This is a genomic window from Pseudoduganella sp. SL102, from assembly GCF_027856995.1.
In the GTDB taxonomy this organism is placed as follows: Bacteria; Pseudomonadota; Gammaproteobacteria; order Burkholderiales; family Burkholderiaceae_D; genus Rugamonas; species Rugamonas albidiflava.
In genome coordinates this window covers 2,671,567-2,692,695 of the sequence record NZ_CP115554.1, presented here as the reverse complement: position 1 = coordinate 2,692,695, position 21,129 = coordinate 2,671,567, and the positions used below count along the sequence as shown (strand labels likewise).

The 21,129-nt window shown below is 64.7% G+C and carries 17 protein-coding genes and 1 tRNA gene; 5 read left to right on the top strand and 13 right to left on the bottom strand.

Annotated elements, in window-relative coordinates:
* Positions 1-172: 172 nt before the first annotated feature.
* The 4 genes from OU994_RS11535 to OU994_RS11520 form a co-directional block, all read right to left on the bottom strand.
* Positions 173-262, bottom strand: a tRNA-Ser gene (locus tag OU994_RS11535).
* Positions 263-347: 85 nt separating this feature from the next.
* Positions 348-1,643, bottom strand: a complete 1,296-nt coding sequence (serS, locus tag OU994_RS11530; RefSeq protein ID WP_281610841.1) for a serine--tRNA ligase — start codon at positions 1,641-1,643, stop codon at positions 348-350.
* Between the two features lie 101 nt (positions 1,644-1,744).
* Positions 1,745-1,945, bottom strand: a complete 201-nt coding sequence (locus tag OU994_RS11525) for a hypothetical protein (protein WP_281610840.1) — start codon at positions 1,943-1,945, stop codon at positions 1,745-1,747.
* A 301-nt stretch (positions 1,946-2,246) separates the two neighbouring features.
* On the bottom strand, positions 2,247-2,543 hold the full coding sequence (locus OU994_RS11520) for a YciI-like protein (protein ID WP_131146783.1): 297 nt from the start codon (positions 2,541-2,543) through the stop codon (positions 2,247-2,249).
* A gap of 255 nt (positions 2,544-2,798) precedes the next feature.
* Here OU994_RS11520 and OU994_RS11515 point away from each other — a divergent pair, with 255 nt between their 5' ends.
* Entirely contained in the window at positions 2,799-3,851 is a 1,053-nt protein-coding gene (locus tag OU994_RS11515; RefSeq protein WP_281610839.1) for a PEP-CTERM sorting domain-containing protein, read from the top strand.
* Positions 3,852-3,881: 30 nt separating this feature from the next.
* Here OU994_RS11515 and OU994_RS11510 read toward each other — a convergent pair whose 3' ends face one another.
* Genes OU994_RS11510 through OU994_RS11495 form a run of 4 tightly spaced genes read right to left on the bottom strand, consistent with a single transcriptional unit; the run spans position 3,882 to position 9,113 of the window.
* Positions 3,882-4,694 carry an alpha/beta fold hydrolase gene (locus OU994_RS11510; protein WP_281610838.1) on the bottom strand — a complete coding sequence of 271 codons (813 nt, stop codon included), beginning with the start codon at positions 4,692-4,694 and terminating at the stop codon, positions 3,882-3,884.
* Positions 4,695-4,710: 16 nt separating this feature from the next.
* Entirely contained in the window at positions 4,711-6,018 is a 1,308-nt protein-coding gene (locus OU994_RS11505) for a replication-associated recombination protein A (protein WP_131146785.1), read from the bottom strand.
* A 35-nt stretch (positions 6,019-6,053) separates the two neighbouring features.
* Entirely contained in the window at positions 6,054-6,692 is a 639-nt protein-coding gene (gene lolA, locus OU994_RS11500) for an outer membrane lipoprotein chaperone LolA (RefSeq protein WP_281610837.1), read from the bottom strand.
* A gap of 9 nt (positions 6,693-6,701) precedes the next feature.
* Positions 6,702-9,113, bottom strand: coding sequence for a DNA translocase FtsK (locus tag OU994_RS11495; protein ID WP_281610836.1), 2,412 nt, complete (start codon positions 9,111-9,113; stop codon positions 6,702-6,704).
* A 364-nt stretch (positions 9,114-9,477) separates the two neighbouring features.
* On the opposite strand from OU994_RS11495, the gene trxB reads away from it, so the two are divergent.
* From trxB to OU994_RS11480, 3 genes are all read left to right on the top strand, one after another.
* Positions 9,478-10,428, top strand: coding sequence for a thioredoxin-disulfide reductase (gene trxB, locus OU994_RS11490; RefSeq protein WP_281610835.1), 951 nt, complete (start codon positions 9,478-9,480; stop codon positions 10,426-10,428).
* A gap of 14 nt (positions 10,429-10,442) precedes the next feature.
* On the top strand, positions 10,443-11,150 hold the full coding sequence (locus OU994_RS11485; RefSeq protein ID WP_281610834.1) for a Smr/MutS family protein: 708 nt from the start codon (positions 10,443-10,445) through the stop codon (positions 11,148-11,150).
* A gap of 357 nt (positions 11,151-11,507) precedes the next feature.
* On the top strand, positions 11,508-12,134 hold the full coding sequence (locus tag OU994_RS11480; RefSeq protein WP_131146790.1) for a trimeric intracellular cation channel family protein: 627 nt from the start codon (positions 11,508-11,510) through the stop codon (positions 12,132-12,134).
* 208 nt (positions 12,135-12,342) lie between these two features.
* Here OU994_RS11480 and OU994_RS11475 read toward each other — a convergent pair whose 3' ends face one another.
* Together OU994_RS11475 and OU994_RS11470 are read right to left on the bottom strand one after the other, a co-directional pair.
* On the bottom strand, positions 12,343-12,681 hold the full coding sequence (locus OU994_RS11475; protein ID WP_131146791.1) for a P-II family nitrogen regulator: 339 nt from the start codon (positions 12,679-12,681) through the stop codon (positions 12,343-12,345).
* A gap of 94 nt (positions 12,682-12,775) precedes the next feature.
* Positions 12,776-14,827: an NAD(+) synthase gene (locus tag OU994_RS11470; RefSeq protein WP_131146792.1), complete on the bottom strand. Its 2,052-nt coding sequence runs from the start codon at positions 14,825-14,827 to the stop codon at positions 12,776-12,778.
* Positions 14,828-15,007: 180 nt separating this feature from the next.
* Between OU994_RS11470 and OU994_RS11465 the strand changes: the two genes are divergently transcribed.
* Positions 15,008-16,150, top strand: coding sequence for a GNAT family N-acetyltransferase (locus tag OU994_RS11465; RefSeq protein WP_281610833.1), 1,143 nt, complete (start codon positions 15,008-15,010; stop codon positions 16,148-16,150).
* Between the two features lie 81 nt (positions 16,151-16,231).
* Here the strand turns inward: OU994_RS11465 and OU994_RS11460 are convergent, their stop codons facing one another.
* The 3 genes from OU994_RS11460 to OU994_RS11450 form a co-directional block, all read right to left on the bottom strand.
* Positions 16,232-16,531 (bottom strand): hypothetical protein, encoded by a 300-nt coding sequence (locus OU994_RS11460; protein WP_281610832.1) that lies wholly within the window; start codon positions 16,529-16,531, stop codon positions 16,232-16,234.
* A gap of 71 nt (positions 16,532-16,602) precedes the next feature.
* The gene (locus OU994_RS11455) at positions 16,603-19,722 is read right to left on the bottom strand and encodes a TonB-dependent receptor (RefSeq protein ID WP_281610831.1); all 3,120 of its coding nucleotides are present in this window, start codon (positions 19,720-19,722) and stop codon (positions 16,603-16,605) included.
* 265 nt (positions 19,723-19,987) lie between these two features.
* On the bottom strand, positions 19,988-21,124 hold the full coding sequence (locus OU994_RS11450; protein ID WP_281610830.1) for a serine hydrolase: 1,137 nt from the start codon (positions 21,122-21,124) through the stop codon (positions 19,988-19,990).
* Positions 21,125-21,129 lie beyond the last annotated feature (5 nt).

Here is a 21,129-nt window from a genome sequence, read left to right as displayed (position 1 = left end):
AGAAGTCAGGAACGAGCGCCAGCGCGGAGCTCCGGCGAAGCCGCTGCGAAGCAGCGACAAATGGGCGATTAGGAGAGCCCCGCGCTGGTAAGCGCGGGTCTTCGAATCCCACCCTCTCCGTCCGAATAAACAAAAACGGCCTTCCGCAGGGAAGGCCGTTTTCGTTTATTCATGGCGGAGAGGGTGGGATTCGAACCCACGGATGGGTTGCCCCATCGCTTGATTTCGAGTCAAGTACATTCGACCACTCTGCCACCTCTCCTTTCCCGCATCGCTGCGAGAAGGCAAGATTATAGCCACCCCAAAAAGAAAATGGAAGGGCTATTTTCACAAGCCGAGGTCAAGCTTTACTGCGAGGCTTTCAGGTGCGTCAGGCCGCCCATGTAGCCACGCAGGACTTCCGGGATTTCCACGCTGCCATCGGCTTGCTGGTAGTTCTCCAGCACGGCCACCAGCGTGCGGCCCACGGCCAGGCCGGAGCCGTTCAGCGTGTGCACCAGTTCCGGCTTGCCCTGCGCATTGCGGAAGCGGGCCTGCATGCGGCGGGCCTGGAAGGCTTCGCAGTTCGACAGCGACGAGATCTCGCGGTATGTGTTCTGCGCAGGCAGCCATACTTCCAGGTCGAACGTCTTGGCGGCGCTGAAGCCCATGTCGCCGGTGCACAGCGACAGCACGCGGTACGGCAGGCCCAGCGCCTGCAGGATCGTCTCGGCGTGGCCCACCATCTCGTCCAGCACCTGGTAGGAAGCATCCGGGTGGACGATCTGCACCATCTCGACCTTGTCGAACTGGTGCTGGCGGATCATGCCGCGCGTGTCGCGGCCGTAGCTGCCGGCTTCCGAACGGAAGCATGGCGTGTGCGCCGTCATCTTCAGCGGCAGCGCCTCCAGCGGCACGATCTCGTCGCGCACGGTGTTCGTCAGCGTCACTTCCGACGTGGGGATCAGGTAGAAGGTTTCGCCCTCGCCTTCCGCGCCGCCCTTCTTCACCGAGAACAGGTCGGCTTCGAATTTCGGCAACTGCCCGGTGCCGAGCAGCGAGTCGGCATTGGCCATGTACGGCGTGTAGCACTCGGTGTAGCCGTGCTTGTCGGTATGCGTGTCGAGCATGAACTGGGCCAGCGCGCGATGCAGGCGCGCGATGCCACCCTTCATGACGGAGAAGCGCGAACCGGTCAGCTTGGTCGCGGTGTCGAAGTCCAGGCCCAGCGCGGCGCCGACGTCCACGTGGTCTTTCACCTCGAAGTCGAAGCTGCGCGGCGTGCCGACCTTGCGCACTTCCACGTTGCCCGATTCGTCGGTACCGACGGGCACCGATTCATGCGGCACGTTCGGCACAGCGTGCAGGAAGGCCTGGAGTTTGTGCTGCAGGACGGCCAGCGCGGCTTCGTTGTTCTTCAACTCGTCGCCGATGCCGGCCACTTCCGCCATCACGGCGGAAGTATCTTCCCCTTTGCCCTTCAACATGCCGATCTGCTTGGACAGCGAATTGCGCTTGCTTTGCAGTTCCTCGGTACGCGTCTGGATCGCCTTGCGCTCGGACTCCAGGGCGGTGAATCCGGCAACGTCCAGCTGGAACTTGCGGGCCGCCAGGCGGGCGGCCACGGTGTCGATGTCTTTACGGAGAAGTTGGATGTCAATCATGGGGCAATCGCAGCGAATGTCGAAACCGCAATTGTACCAAGAGGACGCTGCTTCCCAGGAGTTTTACGCCCTCGCGGCGCGGCCCTGCCGGGCCGGCCGCGTTACATCAGCTCGGCTTTTTCGGCGGCGCTCAGGCGCTTGGCGGCCACTGTCACGACCGGCATCTGCACGTCCGGATGGATGAACAGCGGACGGTCGGCGGCCACGACGAGCGGCTGGGTTTCGCTGGTGGCGATGGCGAAGCTGACGCCGACGGCGGCGACCGTGAAGAAGATGGCTTCCATGTGTTTCAGTGCGTTCATGATGGGCTCCGATGGTGGTTGGTTTTTGGCGGGTTCCGGTTCGTGCCGCAGGACGTTCCGGTATGTTTGCACTGTACCTAAAGGCGTTCTGCGTCTCCATCGACGTGCGACGAAGCGTGAAAAACGCGGCATGAGATGCATGAAAACCGTGCCGGAGCTGGCTTGACCAGGATCACAGCTTAGGCTGCCACGTGCCCCGCCGATTGCGCGAACGCAAGGAGGCAACTGAGAAAAATCAGGAAGGGATTACTGCTGGGGAATTAATCAGGTGGCAAACGATTTCACCAGCCGATGAGGGGCGTTACCGGACCGGCGTGCTGGCCAGTTCACCCACGACGGTGTGCCATTTGCGCACGGTCCAGCGCTTGACGAGGCCGTGCTTCACGTATGGATCGGCGGCCGCGAACGCTTCGGCGATATCCGGTGCGTCGATGGTAAAGACGAGCTGGGCAACGTCGATCGGCTCGCCGGCCGCCCCGGCCAGCAGCAGTTCGCCCCGCTCGACGGCATCCCACGCCAGCTTCAGGTGTTCGTCGCGGAACTCGCCGCGGCGCTGCAGGTAGTCGCCGGCCAGTTCATAAGTGAGCAGGTAGTGCATGAGTAGGTTCCTTGTCGTCGAAGACCCGGCCTGTCCGGCACGGGTCGGTTTTGCACCGGACGTGCGGGGCATCGGATTGTCGATCGGCCAGCGACCGTCGATTCGCGGCTTCATAGCCCAGCTCGCCCGTCCAGGCGGAATGGTACAGGTAACGGTTACCTCGGCACGGAAAAGCCAAAGCCGTGGGCGACTTTCCCTTGGCGATGGACTAAGCTGGTTTGACCGGGTCGCCGGCCTGGCAAACGGGAGATGGAAATGCGAAACATAGCCACTGCAGTTGCACTGTTGACGTTGTCCGCTTCCGCCCTGGCGGCCGGCACGCCGAAATATGAAGTCGTCATCCTCAGCATTACAGACTGGTACACCGCGGCCATCGGCAACAATGGCACGGTCCTGCTGTCGCAATCGAACTGGAACGACAGCCGCCCCATCGTAACGGACGGCGTGCAGCAAACGATGCTGGGCACGCTGGGCGGCCACGCCACTTACGGGCATGACATCAACAGCAGCAATACGGTCGTTGGACGCTCCCAAGATGCGAGCAACCAGCTGCGGGCGTTCATATGGAAAGACAACGTCATGCGGGCAATCGGCGGTGCCCGCAGCATAGCTACCGGTATCAATGATGCCGGTACCGTGATCGGGCACCTCGGCACAGGAGAACGGTCCCAGCGCGGCTTCGTCTATACGGAAGCCGGTGGCATGGTCGTCATCGGCACGCTGGGCGGTGAAGGCAGCGCGGTAACTGCGATCCACGAGGACGGGCGCGTCCTGGGAAAGGCACAGGATATCGCCGGCACGTGGAAGAACTTCGTTTATGAAAACGGCGCGATGACCGTCATCGACACCGATCTGGCCCTGACCGGATTCGCGCCAGATGGCGGATACTACGGCGTGCGTCTTTCGGGTACCGTGGCACATACCGAGGCAATCGTGTTCCGCGACGGCGTGGTCGAAACGTCCTATCGCCTGAGCGCCATCACGGACATGAACGCCACCGGACTGGCGACCGGGCTCGATCATCGCACCAATCAGGTCGGCATGCTGGGATTCCCCGACGGTAGTGCCTACAGCATCGAGCAGCTGGTCGACGACCCGCGCTGGTGGGTGGGGTGGAGTGCGCTTTCGGGAATCAACGACGCCGGCCAGATCATCGGCACCGGCTGCGTCGTGACGACCGGCTGCTATGCAATCCGCCTCGATCCGCTGGCCGCCGTTCCAGAACCGGCGACCTGGACCATGCTTGCCGCCGGCCTTGCATTCATAGGCTGGAAGTCCGGCCGGCGGCCAGGCAGGCAGCCAGCCTGACCGCGTCATCCAGCCACTCCCGCCCGCGCTTCAGGACGCGGCTGCCGCGAGACCGGCAAGCGCATTCCCGCGCAGCCAGCCGATCACGATGTCGTTGAACTGCGCAGGCTGGCGCAGCATCGGCCAGTGATCGGTATCCATCGCCACTACCTCGCTGCCGGGCTTGCCGCGCAGCTCGGCGGCCCAGGCCGACGAGTGGAACATGAACGGCTTGCGCGTGCCGTAGATGAACAGCATCGGGCACGCCGGCCGGAACGGCTTCATGCTCTTGTACTTGCCGGTCCAGGTCGAGTAGTAGGGGTAGTTTTTTTCAGGCGTGAGCGCCTCGGGCGCTACCGGCACGCCGGCCTTCTTCGCGAACGAGCGCGTCATCGATTCGCCGATGCCGCCGCCGATCTTCCAGGCAGCCGCCAGCCACAGCTGGTATGACACGATGCCGAGCTTGCCCTTCAGGCCGATCTCGTCCAGGTGCGCCTTCGAGCCGCCGTCACCGATGTCCACGCCGATCACGCGCGCGACAAGGTCCGGGTGGCGCTGGGCGAACTGGTAGCCGAACACGCAACCCCAGTCGTGCACGAGCAGCGTGACCGGGCGATCCGGGCTGGTTTCACGGACCGCCCGTTCGCACAGGCCGAGCAGCTCATCGAGCGAGTACTCCTTGCGCGCCGCGCCGGTCTCGAAGCCGGGCCAGGTGAAGCGCACGCAGCGGAAATGTGGGCTCAGCGCCGCTACTTGCGGCTCCCACATGGCGGCCGTGTCGGGCCAGCCGTGGAGCATCAGGATGGTGTCGGGGCCGGTGCCGTCGACGAAGACTCGGGTATTGCCGATGAGTGTCGCTGCCACATGCCCTCCACAGTTGTTATTCTTCGCCCGCCTGCCGGTCCAGCTCGCGTAGCCACGCGAGCTTCTCCGCGATCTTCGACTCCACGCCGCGCGGCACGGGCTTGTACCAGCGCGGCTCGGGAATCCCGTCCGGCAGGTAGGTCTCGCCGGCGGCATAGGCATTCGGCTCGTCGTGGGCATAGCGGTACTCGTGCCCGTAGCCCAGTTCCTTCATCAGCTTGGTCGGCGCGTTGCGCAGGTGGACAGGCACCTCGCGCGACTTGTCCTTCTTCACGAAGGCCATGGCGGCATTGAAGGCGTTGTAGCCGGCATTGCTCTTGGCGGCGATGGCCAGGTAGACCACGGCCTGCCCCAGCGCCAGTTCGCCCTCGGGTGAGCCCAGCCGCTCGTAGGTCTCGGCGGCATCGTTGACGATCGTCAGCGCGCGGGGATCGGCCAGGCCGATGTCTTCCCAGGCCATGCGGATGATGCGGCGCGCCAGGTAGCGCGGATCGGCGCCGCCGTCGATCATGCGGCAGAACCAGTACAGCGCCGCGTCGGGATGCGAGCCGCGCACGGACTTGTGCAGCGCCGAGATCTGGTCGTAGAAATTGTCGCCGCCCTTGTCGAAACGGCGCGCGTTCAGGGTCATCGCGTTCTCGACGAACTTCGCGTCGATATGCGTGATGCGCGCCGAGCGTGCCGCCGTGTCGGCCTGTTCGAGCAGGTTCAGGAAGCGGCGCGCATCGCCGTCGGCGAAGCCGACCAGCGTGTCGATGGCCACGTCGTCGAAGGTCAGGCCCGGCAGCGCGGTCGAGCGGGCCTTCTCCAGCAGCTGGCGCATCTCCGCATCGGTCAGCGATTTCAGCACGTAGACCTGGGCGCGCGACAGCAATGCCGAGTTGACCTCGAAGCTGGGGTTTTCCGTGGTCGCGCCGATGAAGGTTACCAGGCCCGATTCGACGAACGGCAGCAGCGCATCCTGCTGCGCCTTGTTGAAGCGGTGGATCTCGTCGACGAACAGGATCGTGTGGCGGCCGAACTGGTCCAGGTTCTGCTGCGCCTGTTCCATCGCGGCGCGGATGTCCTTGACGCCCGCGAACACCGCGGACAGCGCGATGAAGGCCGAGTCGAAGGCATTGGCGGTGAGCCGCGCCAGCGTGGTCTTGCCCACGCCCGGCGGACCCCACAGGATCATCGAATGCGGCTTGCCGGCCTGGAACGCCAGGCGCAGCGGCTTGCCCTCGCCCAGCAGGTGGCCCTGGCCGATCACTTCGTCCAGCGTTTTCGGGCGCAGCGCCTCGGCCAGCGGCTGCCGGGGTTCGGTGGAAAAGAGATCGGCCATGTATTTACTGTTAACGACGTGATTGTTCGACGGCGTTACTGCTTGACGACGTCGGCGCCCTTCGGCACGTCGAACTTGAACGCCGTGCCGCCCAGCGAAGGGTTTTTCTCGAACTTGCGGAACGCCAGCGTCGACACCTGGCCGAAGTTATCCGTCAGCTCCATCGCTTCCGGCTGGCCGTTCTTCAGGCCGATGGCGATCAGCTCGAAACTGGTGTCCTTGGCTTTCGGCACGGCCTTCAGCCATTCCAGGCCATTGCGCGTGCCGCCTTCGCTCAGCGTGAAGTTCTTTTCCAGGTCGTTGGAGCCGAACAGGATCGCCGCCGGCGAAGAGCCCAGCGCATCGCCCAGCTTCTTCACGGTGACCTGGTTCAGGTCCCGGTCGTAGATGAACAGCTGCTCGCCGTCGGCCTGCAGCACCTGTTCATACGGCTTCTGGTAAGTCCAGATGAACTTTCCCGGACGGGCGAACACGAAGGTGCCGGTCGATGGCGCCGAGGTCTTCCTCGCGCCGTCGACGTTCTTCGTCATGGTCTGCGTGAACTCGCCGCGCGCCGATTTGGTCGAGCCCACGAACGATTTGAACTGGTCCAGTGCGGCGCCTTGCGCGGCACCGGCGAACGACACCGCCAGGGCGGCGGCGGCGATGAAACGATTGATATGCTGGTTTGCCATTCTTGTCCTTTATTCCGCTGAAGCGGCCGGCACGAGGATATCCCGGTTGCCGTTCGATTGCATGGCCGAGACCACGCCGCTCTGTTCCATCTGTTCCAGCAGGCGCGCCGCGCGGTTGTAGCCGATGCGCAGGTGGCGCTGCACCAGCGAGATCGAAGCGCGGCGGTTCTTCAGCACTACCTGCACGGCCTGGTCGTACATCGGGTCGGCCTCGCCGCCGCCCTCGCCGGCCATGGCGCCATCGGCACCGCCACCCTCGCCTTCCAGCGTACCGCCTTCGAGGATGCCATCCACGTAGTTCGGCTCGCCCTGTTCCTTCAGGTGGGCCACCACGCGGTGCACTTCCTCGTCGGAGACGAAGGCGCCGTGCACGCGGACCGGCAAGCCTGTCCCGGGCGGCATGTACAGCATGTCGCCCATGCCCAGCAGCGTTTCGGCGCCCATCTGGTCCAGGATCGTGCGCGAGTCGATCTTCGACGACACCTGGAACGCGATGCGGGTCGGGATGTTCGCCTTGATCAGGCCCGTGATCACGTCCACAGATGGGCGCTGCGTGGCCAGGATCAAGTGCAGGCCGGCGGCACGCGCCTTTTGCGCGATCCGCGCGATCAGCTCTTCCACCTTTTTACCCACCACCATCATCAGGTCGGCCAGCTCGTCGATGATGATGACGATGGTCGGCAGCTTCTCCAGCGGTTCCGGCGAATCCGGCGTCAGCGAGAACGGGTTCGGGATGTGCTGTTCCTTTTTCTTTGCATCGGCGATCTTGGCGTTGTAGCCGGCCAGGTTACGCACGCCCAGCTTCGACATCAGCTTGTAGCGGCGCTCCATCTCGTTGACGGCCCAGTTCAGCGCATGGCCGGCCTGGCGCATGTCCGTGACCACCGGCGCCAGCAGGTGCGGGATGCCTTCGTAGACGGACATTTCCAGCATCTTCGGGTCGATCAGGATCATCCGCACATCGTGCGGATCGGCCTTGTACAGCAGCGACAGGATGGTGGCATTGATACCCACCGACTTACCCGAGCCGGTGGTACCGGCCACCAGCAGGTGCGGCATCTTCGCCAGGTCGGCCACCACCGGCTTGCCGGCGATGTCCTTGCCCAGTGCGACGGTGAGCGCCGAGGCGCTGTCGTTGTAGACCTTCGAGCCGAGGATCTCGGTCAGCCGCACGATCTGGCGCTTCAGGTTCGGCAGCTCGAGCGCCATGTAGTTCTTGCCCGGGATCGTTTCGACCACGCGGATCGACGTCAGCGAAAGCGAGCGTGCCAGGTCGCGCGCCAGGTTGACGATCTGGCTGCCCTTCACGCCGGTGGCGGGTTCGATTTCGTAGCGCGTGACCACCGGGCCGGGGTAGGCGGCGACGACCTTCGCTTCCACGCCGAAGTCGGACAGCTTCTTCTCGATCAGGCGGCTGGTGAATTCCAGCGTTTCGATGGACACCGTTTCCTGCGCGGGCGGCGGCTCGTCCAGCAGCGCCAGCGGCGGCAGGTCGGTGTTGTCGATATTCTGGAACAGCACCGGCCTTTCGCGCGGCAGTTCCGCCTCCGTGAACAGCGACGGCTGCTTTTCCTTGGAGACCCGCTCGGGCTTCTCCACCGGCTCGGCCTTCGGCACCACCACCATTTGGGGCTCCACCTTCAGCGGCAGGATTTCCGGGTGCTTTTCCTCGTGCTTGACGCGTTCCTTGACGACGACTTCCTCGCGCTTCATGGTGGCCGCCGCGCCCTGCCGGCGGTCTTGCGCATCCTCGTAGCGCAGCATGACCCATTCGATCGCCGTCTCGATGCCGGCGCCGATGCGCTCGGCCACAGTCAGCCACGAGACGTGGAAGAACAGCGAAATGCCCATGCCCAGCAACAGCAGCAGGATCAGCGTGGCACCTGTGAAGCCCAGCCCCACGTGCGCCGCATGGCCGACCAGCTGGCCAAGCACGCCGCCGGGCGCACGCGGCAGGTCGGCCGGCAGCGAATACATGCGCAGGTATTCCAGGCCCATGCTGCCCGTCAGCAGCAGCACGAAGCCGATCAGGCGGATGATGCCCTCATGGCTGTGCTCTTCGTCTTCTTCCTGCTCCAGCACGAACTTGTTGGTCAGCCGGCGATAGCCGCGCCACACGAAGCGCACCAGGTAGACGCAGAACCACCAGGCCGAGAAGCCGAAGATGTACAGCATCAGGTCGGACAGCCAGGCGCCGCCGCGGCCGCCCAGGTTCTTCACGTCCGGCACCACGCTGGCATGCGACCAGCCCGGATCGCCTTCGTGGTAGCTCGCCAGGATCAGGACGAAATACAGGCAGGCGAACACCAGCGCCAGCCAGCGTGCCTCCGAAAGCAGGCGCACCAGCCGGCTCGGCAACGGTTGTCTTTCGGTTGCCGTACGCCGGTAGGAATTGCTCGTCTGTTGCGTGGTTTTGCTCATTGCTGCTTCGATGAATGCTGTGCGGTGAGTGGGCGCAGGACGGTCAAGTCAGAAGTTGCGCCAGGGGAATTGTTTCTATTGCGCTTATTTTAAGGCATCCCGGCCTCTTCAGGCCTCCCGATTCAAGAAAGTGGGGGTTCGCATATAATCTCGCTTTTGTCGACCGGGCGACTGGACCGGACCACTTGTGCGATTCGGCAAGGCCTCCATATACGGTTGGTACCCTTATCCAGGACTGGTGTCCACAGTCGGCTTATCCGTTGGCTAACATTGAGTGGCTAACATTGATTGGCTAACTTCGGTCGGCTGACATTGACCGGCTTGCATGCATCGCCTTATTTCCTAATTTCGCAGAGAAGCTTCCATGACCACTACCAAACACGCCCGCGTCCTGATCCTTGGCTCCGGTCCCGCCGGCTACAGCGCCGCGGTGTACGCCGCGCGTGCCAACCTGAAGCCGATGCTGATCACCGGCGTCGAACAGGGCGGCCAATTGATGACGACGACGGACGTGGAAAACTGGCCCGGCGATCCGCTGGGCGTGCAGGGTCCGGAGCTGATGCAGCGCCTGCTGCAGCACGCCGAGCGTTTCAATACCGAGATCGTGTTCGACCATATCCATACGACCAGGCTGGATGAAAAACCGTTCCGCCTGATCGGCGATGCCGGCGAATATACCTGCGACGCGCTGATCATCGCGACCGGCGCCTCCGCCCAGTACCTGGGCCTGCCGTCGGAAGAAGCGTACATGGGCCGCGGCGTGTCGGCCTGCGCCACCTGCGACGGCTTCTTCTACCGTGGCCAGGAAGTGGCCGTGATCGGCGGCGGCAATACCGCCGTCGAGGAAGCCCTGTACCTGTCGAACATCGCCAGCAAGGTCACGCTGATCCACCGCCGCGACAAGTTCCGCGCCGAGCCGATCCTGGTCGACCGCCTGATGGCCAAGGTCGCCGAAGGCAAGATCGAGCTGAAGCTGAACAACAACCTGCATGAAGTGAATGGCGACGACAGCGGCGTGACCGGCCTGACGCTGCGCTCGAACGACGGCGAACAGTCGAAGATCACCGTGCACGGCCTGTTCGTGGCCATCGGCCACAAGCCCAACACGGGCATCTTCGAAGGCCAGCTGGAGATGCACAACGGCTACCTCAAAACGCGCGCCGGCACCGAAGGCATGGCCACCGCCACGTCCGTCCCGGGCGTGTTCGCCGCCGGCGACGTGCAGGACCACGTCTACCGCCAGGCGATCACCAGCGCCGGCACCGGCTGCATGGCCGCGCTGGATGCGCAGCGCTACCTGGAAGCACAGGAGTAAGAAGGAGAATGCCCATGGCAGGCAGCCTGAAGGATTTCGCCGAGCTGAAGGCCCTGGCCCAGCAACTGAAGGGCAAGGGCGAGGAGCGCGCCAGGCAGGAAGCCGAACGCGCGAAGGCCGAGGCCGAGCGCCTCGAGCGCGAGAAGCAGCGCGTGGCCGAGGCGAGCATCTTCCGCACCACGATGAAGGGCGTCAACAAGCTGCCCGAATCGAACCGCTACGTGCCGCAGTTGCCGAAACCGGTCATCACGCCGCCCGCGCCGCCCAAGCGCAAGCTGACGGCGTCCGAGCAGAAGGACGACGACGCGGCGGTGCTGCGCGAATCGCTGTCCGACCTGTTCGGCGTCGAGCACTACATGGAAGAAGAACCGTCGCTGAACTACCTCGCCCCCGGCGTGGGCAGCGACGTGATGAAGCGCCTGCGCAAGAACTACTGGCCGGTGCAGGATGAACTGGACCTGCACGGCCTGCGCCGTGACGACGCCCGTGAAACCCTGGCCTCCTTCCTGCACAAGGCGGTCCAGCGCAACCAGCGCTGCGTGTGCGTGATCCACGGCCGCGGCTTCGGCTCGCGCGGCGGCGAACCCGTCCTCAAGTCCATGGTGCACAGCTGGCTGGTGCAGACCGACGGCGTGATCGCCTTCTGCCAGGCGCAGGCCGCCGAGGGCGGCGAAGGCGCGCTGATCGTGCTGCTGCGGGCCGCCCTGCGGCCGGAACGGTAACGCCGGGCTGCTGCTGATCCGTTGAAAACCGGTGTCAGACACTAATGCAGTTTAGCTAAGCCCACCCCAGGTGCAAATTCCGGGGTCAGGGAGGAATGCTGGCATGCATGCCAGCATCGTTCCGCAGGCGCGAAGCATGCTTCGCGAAACCCCTGCTTCACCCCGGCGGGTCTGACCCCAGCCCTTCGCTGTTGGGGTGAATGCATCCGCTTCCATGGTGTCGAATATCGCTTAACTTGGCTGCATTAGTGTCAGACACCGGTTTTCCCGTGCAACGTCCGGGACGTGGACACCGGATTTCCCATGCAGTACCCCAAATTCTGTTAACCTGTGGGCACCATCACTTCCCCTGCCCGCATGAAAATCGTTCCCCACGTTTCCCTCGTCACCGTCATCGAAGTCATCGCGATCCTGGTCGGGGCGTTTTCCGGATTCGTCGAGGCGCGGCGCAAGCGGATGGATATCGTGGGGGTCATCATCGTGGCCTTCATCGCCGCGTTCGGCGGCGGCACGCTGCGCGACATCCTCCTCGACAAAAGACCCCTGTTCTGGGTGCAGCACCAGGAATACACGATCCTGCTGTTCGTGCTGGCCCTGGCCGTGGCGCCGTTCATGAAGCACCTGCGGCACATCGTGTCCGAGCGCCTGATCGTGGTGGCCGACGCGATGGGCCTCGGCCTGTTCGCCGTGGCCGGCGTGTCGCAGGCGCTGGCGGCGGACATGCCGGTCTTCATCGCGGCGATGATGGGCGTGATCACGGGGATCTTCGGCGGCGTGCTGCGCGACATCGTCTGCAACGAAGTGCCGATGGTGTTCAGGGATGGCAAGCCCTACGCGATCTGCGCATTCTTCGGCTGCTGGCTGTACATCCTGCTGCAGCAGGTGGGCGTGACGGAGGATATCGCGCTGTGGTCGTCCGCGGCGACGATCACCGTGCTGCGACTGGTGACGTGGAAGTTCGACTTGCGGGTGGGGCGGCCCTGACGGGGTGACTCTTGGGAGAACCGGTGTCTGACACATTCAAATAAGCCCACCCCAAGTGCAAATACCGGGGTCAGACCCGTCGGGTCTGACCCCAGCCCTTCGCTGTTGGGGTGAACGCATGCGCTTCACGACAGGCAGCTAAATCACACCGCGTCCGGCCCGGGTTCGGCCTTGGTGTCTGACACCGGTTTTCCTTAAACTGTTTTCCTCAAACAGCGTCCGGCCCCGTCTCGCCGGTACGGATCCGCACCACCTGCTCCACGTTCTGCACGAAGATCTTGCCATCGCCGATCTTGCCGGTGCGGGCAGCCTTGATGACGGCATCGACCACCTGCTCGGCCACGCCGTCGTCGACCACCACTTCCACCTTCACCTTCGGCAGGAAGTCGACCACGTACTCGGCGCCCCGATACAGCTCGGTATGGCCCTTCTGGCGGCCGAAGCCCTTGACTTCGGTGACGGTCAGGCCCGTCACGTTCACTTCGGCCAGCGCCTCGCGCACTTCGTCGAGCTTGAAGGGCTTGATAATGGCGGTAATCTGTTTCATGGCATTCTCCTTATAAAAATTGTTGGGTCAGGCGCCGGACCCGGCTCCCGGCGCAGGCGCCAGGCATTCCGCTTGCATCATTCCACGTTCCGCATCACGCATCCGGCACGGTCTTCAGGTTCTCCAGCCACACCACCGATTCCGCATCGCTCGGCGCGCGCCAGTCGCCCCGTGGCGACAGCGAACCGCCCGAGCCCACCTTCGGCGCGTTCGGCACGCAGGTGCGCTTGAACTGGCTCTGGAAGAAGCGGCGCAGGAAGATGCCGAGGTTGTGCTTGATGTCCTTCAGCGCATACTGGTTGCGCACCACGTGGGCGTCTTCCGGCCATGCGCCGGCCGAGCGGTCCTTCCACGCATGCAGCGCCAGGAATGCCACCTTGGCCGGCGCGAAGCCGAAGCGCAGCGTGTAGTACAGGTTGAAGTCCTGCAGTTCGTACGGGCCGATCACGCTCTGCGTGCTCTGTGCGGGAGCCGCGTCGTTGGCTTTTCCGGGCACCAGCTCAGGGCTGATCTCGGTATTGACCACGTCGAGCAGCACCTGCGAATCCGCTTCGCCGAACTGGCGGCTCTCGGCCACCCAGCGCACCAGGTGCGAGATCAGCGTCTTCGGCACGCTGGCGTTCACGTTGTAGTGCGACATGTGGTCGCCCACGCCATACGTGCACCAGCCCAGCGCCAGCTCGGACAGGTCGCCGGTACCGATCACGATGCCGTTATGGTGGTTCGCCAGCCGGAACAGGTGGTTGGTGCGCTCGCCCGCCTGCACGTTCTCGAACGTGACGTCGTATTCTTCCTTGCCTTCCGAGTACGGGTGGCCGATATCCTTCAGCATCTGGATGCAGCTGGGCCGGATGTCGATCTCGTGCGCCGTGCAGCCCACGAAATCCATCAGCTTGCGCGCCTGCTCCAGCGTGCGCGTGCTGGTGGCGAAGCCGGGCATCGTGTACGCCAGGATATTCGTGCGCGGCAGGTTCAGCCGGTCCATCGCCTTGGCGCACACCAGCAGCGCGTGCGTGGAATCGAGGCCGCCGGAAACGCCGATCACGACTTTCTTCATGCCGATGGCGCCCATCCGCTGCACCAGCGCCTGCACCTGGATGCTGTAGACCTCCATGCAGCGCTTGTCGCGCACGGCCGGATTAGCGGGCACGTACGGATAGCGCGCCACCGTGCGCTGCAGCGGCAGCGCATCCTGCACCGGCAGCTCCACGGCGAACTTGACGACGCGGAACGCCTCGACCTGCTGCGCATGGCGCCGCACCGAGTCGCCCCAGGTATTGGTGCGCATGCGGTCGCGCGACAGCCGCTCCAGGTCCACGTCCGCGAAGATCGTATGCGAGTCGTCCTGGAAGCGCTCGGACTCGGCCAGCAGCTCGCCATTCTCGTAGATCAGCGCCTGGCCATCCCACGACAGGTCGGTGCTAGACTCGCCCCGCCCCGCCGACGAATACAGGTAGGCCGCCATGCACCGGCCGGACTGCTGGCCCACGAGCTGGTGGCGGTAATCCGATTTGCCCACCACGATGTTCGAGGCCGACAGGTTCACCAGCACCGTGGCGCCGGCCAGCGCCGCGTAGGACGATGGCGGGATCGGCACCCACACGTCCTCGCAGATCTCGGCGTGGAAGCGGAACAGCGGCAGGTTGGCGGCCTGGAACAGCAGGTCGGCGCCGAACGGCACGCGCTGGCCCAGCAGCTCGACTTCGGTGGCCACCGCATCGTCCGCGGAGCTGAACTGCCGCACCTCGTAGAACTCGTTATAGTTGGGCAGGTAGATCTTCGGCACCACGCCGAGGATCCGGCCGCCGTGCACCACCACCGCGCAATTGAACAGCCGGTGGTCGACCCGCAGCGGCATGCCGACGATCATCGTTACCGGGATGCGGATCGATGACTCGACGATCTTGCCCAGCGCGACCTGCACCGCGTCGAGCAGCGCGCGCTGGTGGAACAGGTCGTCGCACGTATAGGCCGACAGGCCCAGCTCGGGAAACGCCGCCAGCACGGCGCCCCTGGCGGCGACCTGCTCGGCCAGCGCGATGGTCTGCTGGGCGTTGTAGAGCGGATCGGCCACGCGGCAGCGCGGCACGGCCACGGCTACGCGGACGAAATCATGGGTGTACAGGTTGTGGAAGGATTGCGGCATGGGGCTTGTCTTCGCGTCGAATGCCGAAGATTTTAACATTGACCCCTCGGCAATGCCGCCGCGGTCCCGCACCCCTGCCCCGACCGCCATGCCAGGCACGGGAAACGGCATGCCGCGTCCGCCGGTTTGCACCCATCCTCGCGGCCGGCAACGCCCGCAGAACTCCCGTACAATGCCCCGATGAGCTTTCGAACCGCCGTCCTTTCTTCCCTTTCGCAGGCTGGCGAAGCCGCCTGGAACGCACTGCTCGCGCAACAGGACCCCGGCCGCGCGCCGAACCCTTTCCTGTCGTACGCCTTCCTCCATGCGCTGCACGAATCGGGCAGCGCCAGCGAGAAAACCGGCTGGCAGCCGCAATACCTGGCGCTGTGGGATGGCGACGAGCTGGCCGCCGCGATGCCGCTGTACGTGAAATCCCATTCGTATGGCGAATATGTGTTCGACTGGGCCTGGGCCGATGCGTATCACCGCAACGGCGTGGAGTACTACCCCAAGCTGCTGTCGGCGATTCCGTTCACGCCCGTGACGGGATCGCGGCTGATGGCGCGCACCGAGGAAGCCAGGGCGGCGCTCGTGGCGCTGCTGAGCGAGCAGCAGGAAGGCTCCGGCGTATCGTCCACCCACGTGCTGTATCCGCCGCAGGCGCAGGCCGATACGCTGCGCGACGCCGGCTTCATGCTGCGCAGCGGCGTGCAATTCCACTGGCTCAACGAGCACTACGCGGACTTCGATGCCTTCCTGGCCTCGCTGGAGCACAAGAAGCGCAAGAACATCCGCGCCGAGCGGCGCAAGGTGCGCGAGGCCGGCGTGACGATGCGCCGCGTGCGCGGCGTGGATGCGACCGATGCCGACTGGCGTTTCTTCCACCGCTGCTACCGCAACACCTACGCGGAGCACCACTCGTCGCCCTACCTGAACCTGGATTTCTTCCAGCGCATCGGCGCGGCCATGCCGCACAATATCCTGCTGGTCATCGCGGAGCGGGACGGCAGGCCGATCGCGTCATCGCTGCTGATCCATACGGAGGACACGCTGTACGGCCGCTACTGGGGCGCGCTGGAGCACGTGCCCTGCCTGCATTTCGAGACCGCCTATTACCAGCCGCTGGAATTCTGCATCGAACAGGGCATCGCCACCTTCGAGGGCGGCGCGCAGGGCGAGCACAAGATGGCGCGCGGCTTCCTGCCGACGCGCACCTGGTCGGCGCACTGGCTCGCGCATCCGGCTTTCGCCGATGCCGTCGAGCGCTTCCTGGAACGGGAAAGCGGCGGGATCGAAGCCTACATGGATGAGCTGAACGAGCGCAATCCGTTCAAGCTGTGAGGACCACGCCGGTGCCCGCATTCGGGGCAGCGTCCCTGTAGCGAGGCACTGGTGCACCGGCGCGGTGCCGCACAGCGCGCCTCAGCGCAGCGAGACCTTGCGGTCGTCGACCCGTTCTTCGGACACGGGCTGCGCGGCGGCTTGCCGGCTGGGCCGCGCATCCGGCGCCGGCGTCTCGGGCGGCGGCTGGCGTGGCTCCACCGCCTTCACGGCCTTGCCATCGGCGCTGTCGGGCGCCGCCTCCGCCACGGCAAGCACGAACATCGACGGGGCGGCGGCAACGGCGAAACCAAGCGGGTTGGCGGCCATGGCGCTGGCGGCACCGGACCACCAGGCCAGCGCCAGCAGCGTGCGCAACGGTGCATTGAAATGGTGAGCCATGGTCAACCTCCTGTGCTGTTCGCAGCGATGCCGCTTTGCGTTGCAAGAAGGGTGCCAAGGCCACCGGTGCATCAGAACTTGTAGGTTGCCCCCACGAAGTAGCGCCGTCCCGACCAGGCCAGCTCGTTGCGCCGCGACGTCGAGCCGGCGTTCAGGAACTGGCCCTCGTCCGTCAGGTTCTTGCCTTCGACCGACAGCGTCAGGTTGTCGGTCGCGCGGAACTGCAGCTTGGCGTCCAGGAAGCCGGTCTTTTCGCCATACACCGGCAGCTGGGCGTTCGCATCCACCGTGCCCGTGTAATAGCCATCGCGGTAGTTGTAGGCCAGGCGCGCGTTCCACTTGCCGAGGTCATACCACACGCCCACGTTGTAGCTGTTGCGCGACAGGCCGGGGTACGGCAGCACCGAGTTGTCCAGCGGGTTGAACAGCTCGTTGCCCGGCGCGTACTTGAAGCTCATGCGGGTGTAGTTGGCATCGAGCCCCAGGCCGCTGAACAGGCCAGGCAGCATCGTCAGCGCCGTGCGCCCTGCCAGCTCCCATCCCTTCGTGGTGGTGCCGCGGCTGTTGATCGACGTCTTCACGTCCCACAGCACGCCGTCGCCGAACAGGTTCACGTTCGGCAGCGTCACGTCGTTCTGGATGTAAGTATTGATATCCTTGCGGAAGAAGGCCAGCGACAGCTGGCTGTCCACCGACGGATACCACTCCACGCTGGCATCCTTGTTGGTGGCGCGGAACGGCTCCAGGTTCACGTTGCCGGCCGTGCAGTCGTCGGTGCCGCCATCGCCGCTGAAGATCGACTGGCCGCTGCCGGCGATGCAGCTGTAGTTCGGCGTCAGCTTGTCGATCGGCGGGCGCGACATCACCTTGCCCCAGCCGATGCGGGCCACCAGCTTGTCCGGCACGAGCCAGCCGGCCAGATTGAAGCTCGGCAGCACATCGCTGTACTTGTTTTCCACCGTGATGATCTGGTTCGACTTGATGTCCTCGACGCGCACGCCGTTCGAATCGAGCCGGTAGGCGCGCGACGATTGCAGGCCCTTGGCGCGGGTGCGCGTGCCCGTATAGCGCACGCCCACGTTGCCGTCCCACTCGATACCGAACAGCTCATGCGCGAAGTCGGCCCGCACGTAGAATGCGCGGATGCGCTCCTCGACGGCGAACTGCGGCGGCATCGGATAGCTCTTGCCGTCGTTGCCGATCGACTGCGTCAGCAGGTCGTGGTTGTAGCGCGACAGGTCGAAGTACTGTGTCGACTGGGCGAAGCTTGGCGCCATCCAGCCGTCCGGGTAGCCGGACAGGCCGCTATAGCCGTTCAGGAAACTGCCCGGCGTGTTGGTGCGGATCGCGTCGACCAGCGAAGCCATCTCGCCCGCCGTCACGTAGCGCGTGGTGTTGTTGGCGGTAAGGTTCGTGCCGGGGATGATGGCGCCATTGTTGCGCAGCACGCCGCTGGTGTTGCGCGGGTCGTGGATGATCTCGTGCAGCACTTCGGGGCTGCGCACGTACACGTCGTCGGAGGTGCTGTCCGGATTGTTGGGGACCAGGTAGCCGGTCCAGCGATACTGTTCGGCCGTGGCGCGGCGGCCCTGGCCACCGAACCAGATCGACTTCAGGAACGGCAAATCGGGCCGCCATTTCAGGTCGAGCTTGACCTGGTCTTCCGTGTTGTCCGTGAACGACGGCTGGTACTGCGAGCGGATGCGGGTATAAGTGCTGCTGTCCTTCGGATCATAGCCAGCCGGGAAGGTGAACTTCGGCAGGCCCTGGTCATCCAGCTTGACCTTCAGGCCAGGGATGTTGCCGGCCATCGAGATCAGGTTCGTGTGCAGCTCGTAGAACGAGTCGGACTTGGCCACCAGGCCATCGACCGACCACTGGCTGTTCTTCCAGTTGAAACCGGCCGACTTGTAGTTCGACTTGATGTTCAGCGCGAAGTCGCGCGCCGCCGTATCGAAGTTGTACGAGGCGCCCTGCCCCGGCACGTTCTGGCACGTGCCGGCAGAGAACTCGGTCATGACGTGGTTCACGAAGGTCATGCCCGGCGGCGTTACGCCGGCGGCCGGGTTGGCGCACGTGGCGGTCGGCGAACCTGCCAGGATGTTGCCATCGGCGCCATAGGTGGGCGCCACGCCGCCGGTGGAGAAGCGGTGCAGCGAGCCGAAGTCCGTGGTGTAGTTACGGTCGTTCAGCATCTGCTTCTGGTCGTTCTTGTTGTAGCGCGCCCAGACATCGAAGCCGTTGTTGATGCGGTACTGCGCCGTCAGCTCCGCGCTGGAGCGCTTGTGGTCGCGCGTCCAGATACCGTAGCGCGGCACGCCCGGCGAATAATCGTTCCACTGGCTTTCGCAGGCGGACTTGTTGGCGCCGGCGAGTGCGGCGCAGCCGGCCTTGTCGGCAACGGCGGCGGCCGCCGGATTCAGGCTGGTGTTGGTTTTCTCGGGCGACAAATCCCAGTCGCGGAAGTAGCGCCAGTTACTGTTGCGCGCATAGTCGTTCTGCGTCATGACCTTGTCGTACACCACGTTGGCCATCACGCCCAGCCGGCCGTTCAGGAACTTGTCGGCAAAGAGGATGCTGCCACGCGGGTCGACGCCGCCGCGGTTGGTGCTGTGTTCCGCTTCCAGCTTGGTGACCAGCGTGCGCGTCTTGAAGTCCAGCGGCATGTTCGTCTTGATGCTCACCGTACCGCCGATGCCACCTTCGGTCTGGTCAGCCGTCACGCCCTTGGCCACGTCGATCGACTTGATCAGTTCCGCCGGCAGTTCGCGCAGCTCCGCGCCGCGGCCGGCGGTGCCATTCGTCGACAGCACGGACAGGCCATTGATCTCCACCCGATTCAGGTTGGCTTCTACGCCGCGGATGTTCACTTGCGAACCTTCGCCGAAATCGCGCGACAGCTGCACGCCGGTCACGCGCGACAGCGCCTCGCCCACGTTCTTGTCGGGGAATTCGCCGATGTCTTCGGCCACGATCGAATCGACGATCGTGGAAGCGTTTTTCTTGCGGTCGATCGCCGACGCCACCGATGCCCGGGTACCGGAAACGACGACAACGTTGGAAGCCTGTTGGGCAGCGGGGGCCTGCTGGGCGCTGGCCGTTTCAAACGCCAGCAGGGACAGGGCGGTGGCGACAGCGGTGGCGCACACCGTTGGGCGGATACGGTCACGCGTGGAGCGGTTCGATGGCATGTTTCTGGTCTCCGGAATCTTATTATCAATATGAAAGGCAGTTGCCTCTCGATTCGATTCTAGAAGACCAGCACCGGCATTTGAGCGGTGTATTGCCAAACAGTCAGTGAGTTGAGTGATACAGGATGAACAGTCGGCACGCAGCAACAAGCTGAAATATCAGCTTGCCGCCACGAGTGACTTACGGTATGTGTTCACGTTACCACTACGGTTCCGCGCGACGTTTCGATCAAGGAGTTGATCGTTGCGTGACGGCGGATGCCTGTCACGGCTTGCCATACTCCCAGTGCCACGGCATGCCCGTGTCGCCGAGCGCGGCGCGCACGATGGCGCTGAACGCCGGTTCGGCCCGCACGTCGTTCGACAGGATGACCACGCAGCGCCGCTGCACGCGCAGGCACACCAGCATGTTGCCGGTCGACTCGTTGTGGCCACCCTTGAAGAAGCCCGGCCCTTGCGGCCCCGTGAACGTGACCAGTCCGAGCCCCACGGACAGCCCGGCGATACGCGCTGCCTGGGGCGCCTCCGCCTGCAGCGTGGGGAACTGCGAGCGCGTGGTAATCGGCAGTTGCGGGCGCAGCATGTCGTCGTGCGCGGCCTTGCCCAGGCCTTCGCCATCGACCAGCGCGGCGGCGAACCGCGCCATGTCCGTGATGGTGGTATCCATCGATCCCGCCGCGCGCACGCGGCTGCGCTCATCGTGCGGTTCCGGCTTGCCCTCGATGGTCCAGCCATCGGCCAGGTTCCGCGCGAAGTCCGGCCGCCACCGCAGGCTCGTATCGCGCATGCCGAAGCGGTCGAACAAGCGGCGCTGCAGTTCGGCGCCCACGTCCAGCTTGAGCCCCTGCTCCAGCGCGAACTGCAGCAGCATGATGCCTTCGCCGGAGTACGCATAGCGGCTGCCCGGCTCGAAGTGGATGCGCAGCTTGCCATCCGGTTCCACGAAGGCGAAATTGGCAAAGCCGGTCGAGTGGGTGAGCACCATGCGCGCCGTGATGCGACGCCAGCGTTCGTCGCCGCGCAGGTCGCCCCATTTGCCATAGGCCGGCAAGTTGCCGTAATCGGGCAGCGGCTTTGCCAGGTAATCGGCCAGAGGGCGGTCCAGGTCGAGCTTCCCTTCGCTGGCCAGCTGCGACACCAGGTAGGCGAACACGGTCTTCGTCAGCGAGGCGCCGTACATGATGGTGTCCGGTTCGAGCTTTGCCCCGGCTGCGTTGCGCTCGCCCCAGGTGCGGATGAAGGCAGGCTTGCCCGGCTCGATGACGGCAAGGGCCAGACCGCGCGCGCCGGTGGCGCGCAGGCCTGCGTTGACGGCGTCTTCCAGCGCATCCGGGAATGCCGGGGCGGCACGGGCGATGCTGGCCGTGAGCGCGAGCACGAGGCAGCCGAGGATCCTGTTCATGGGAG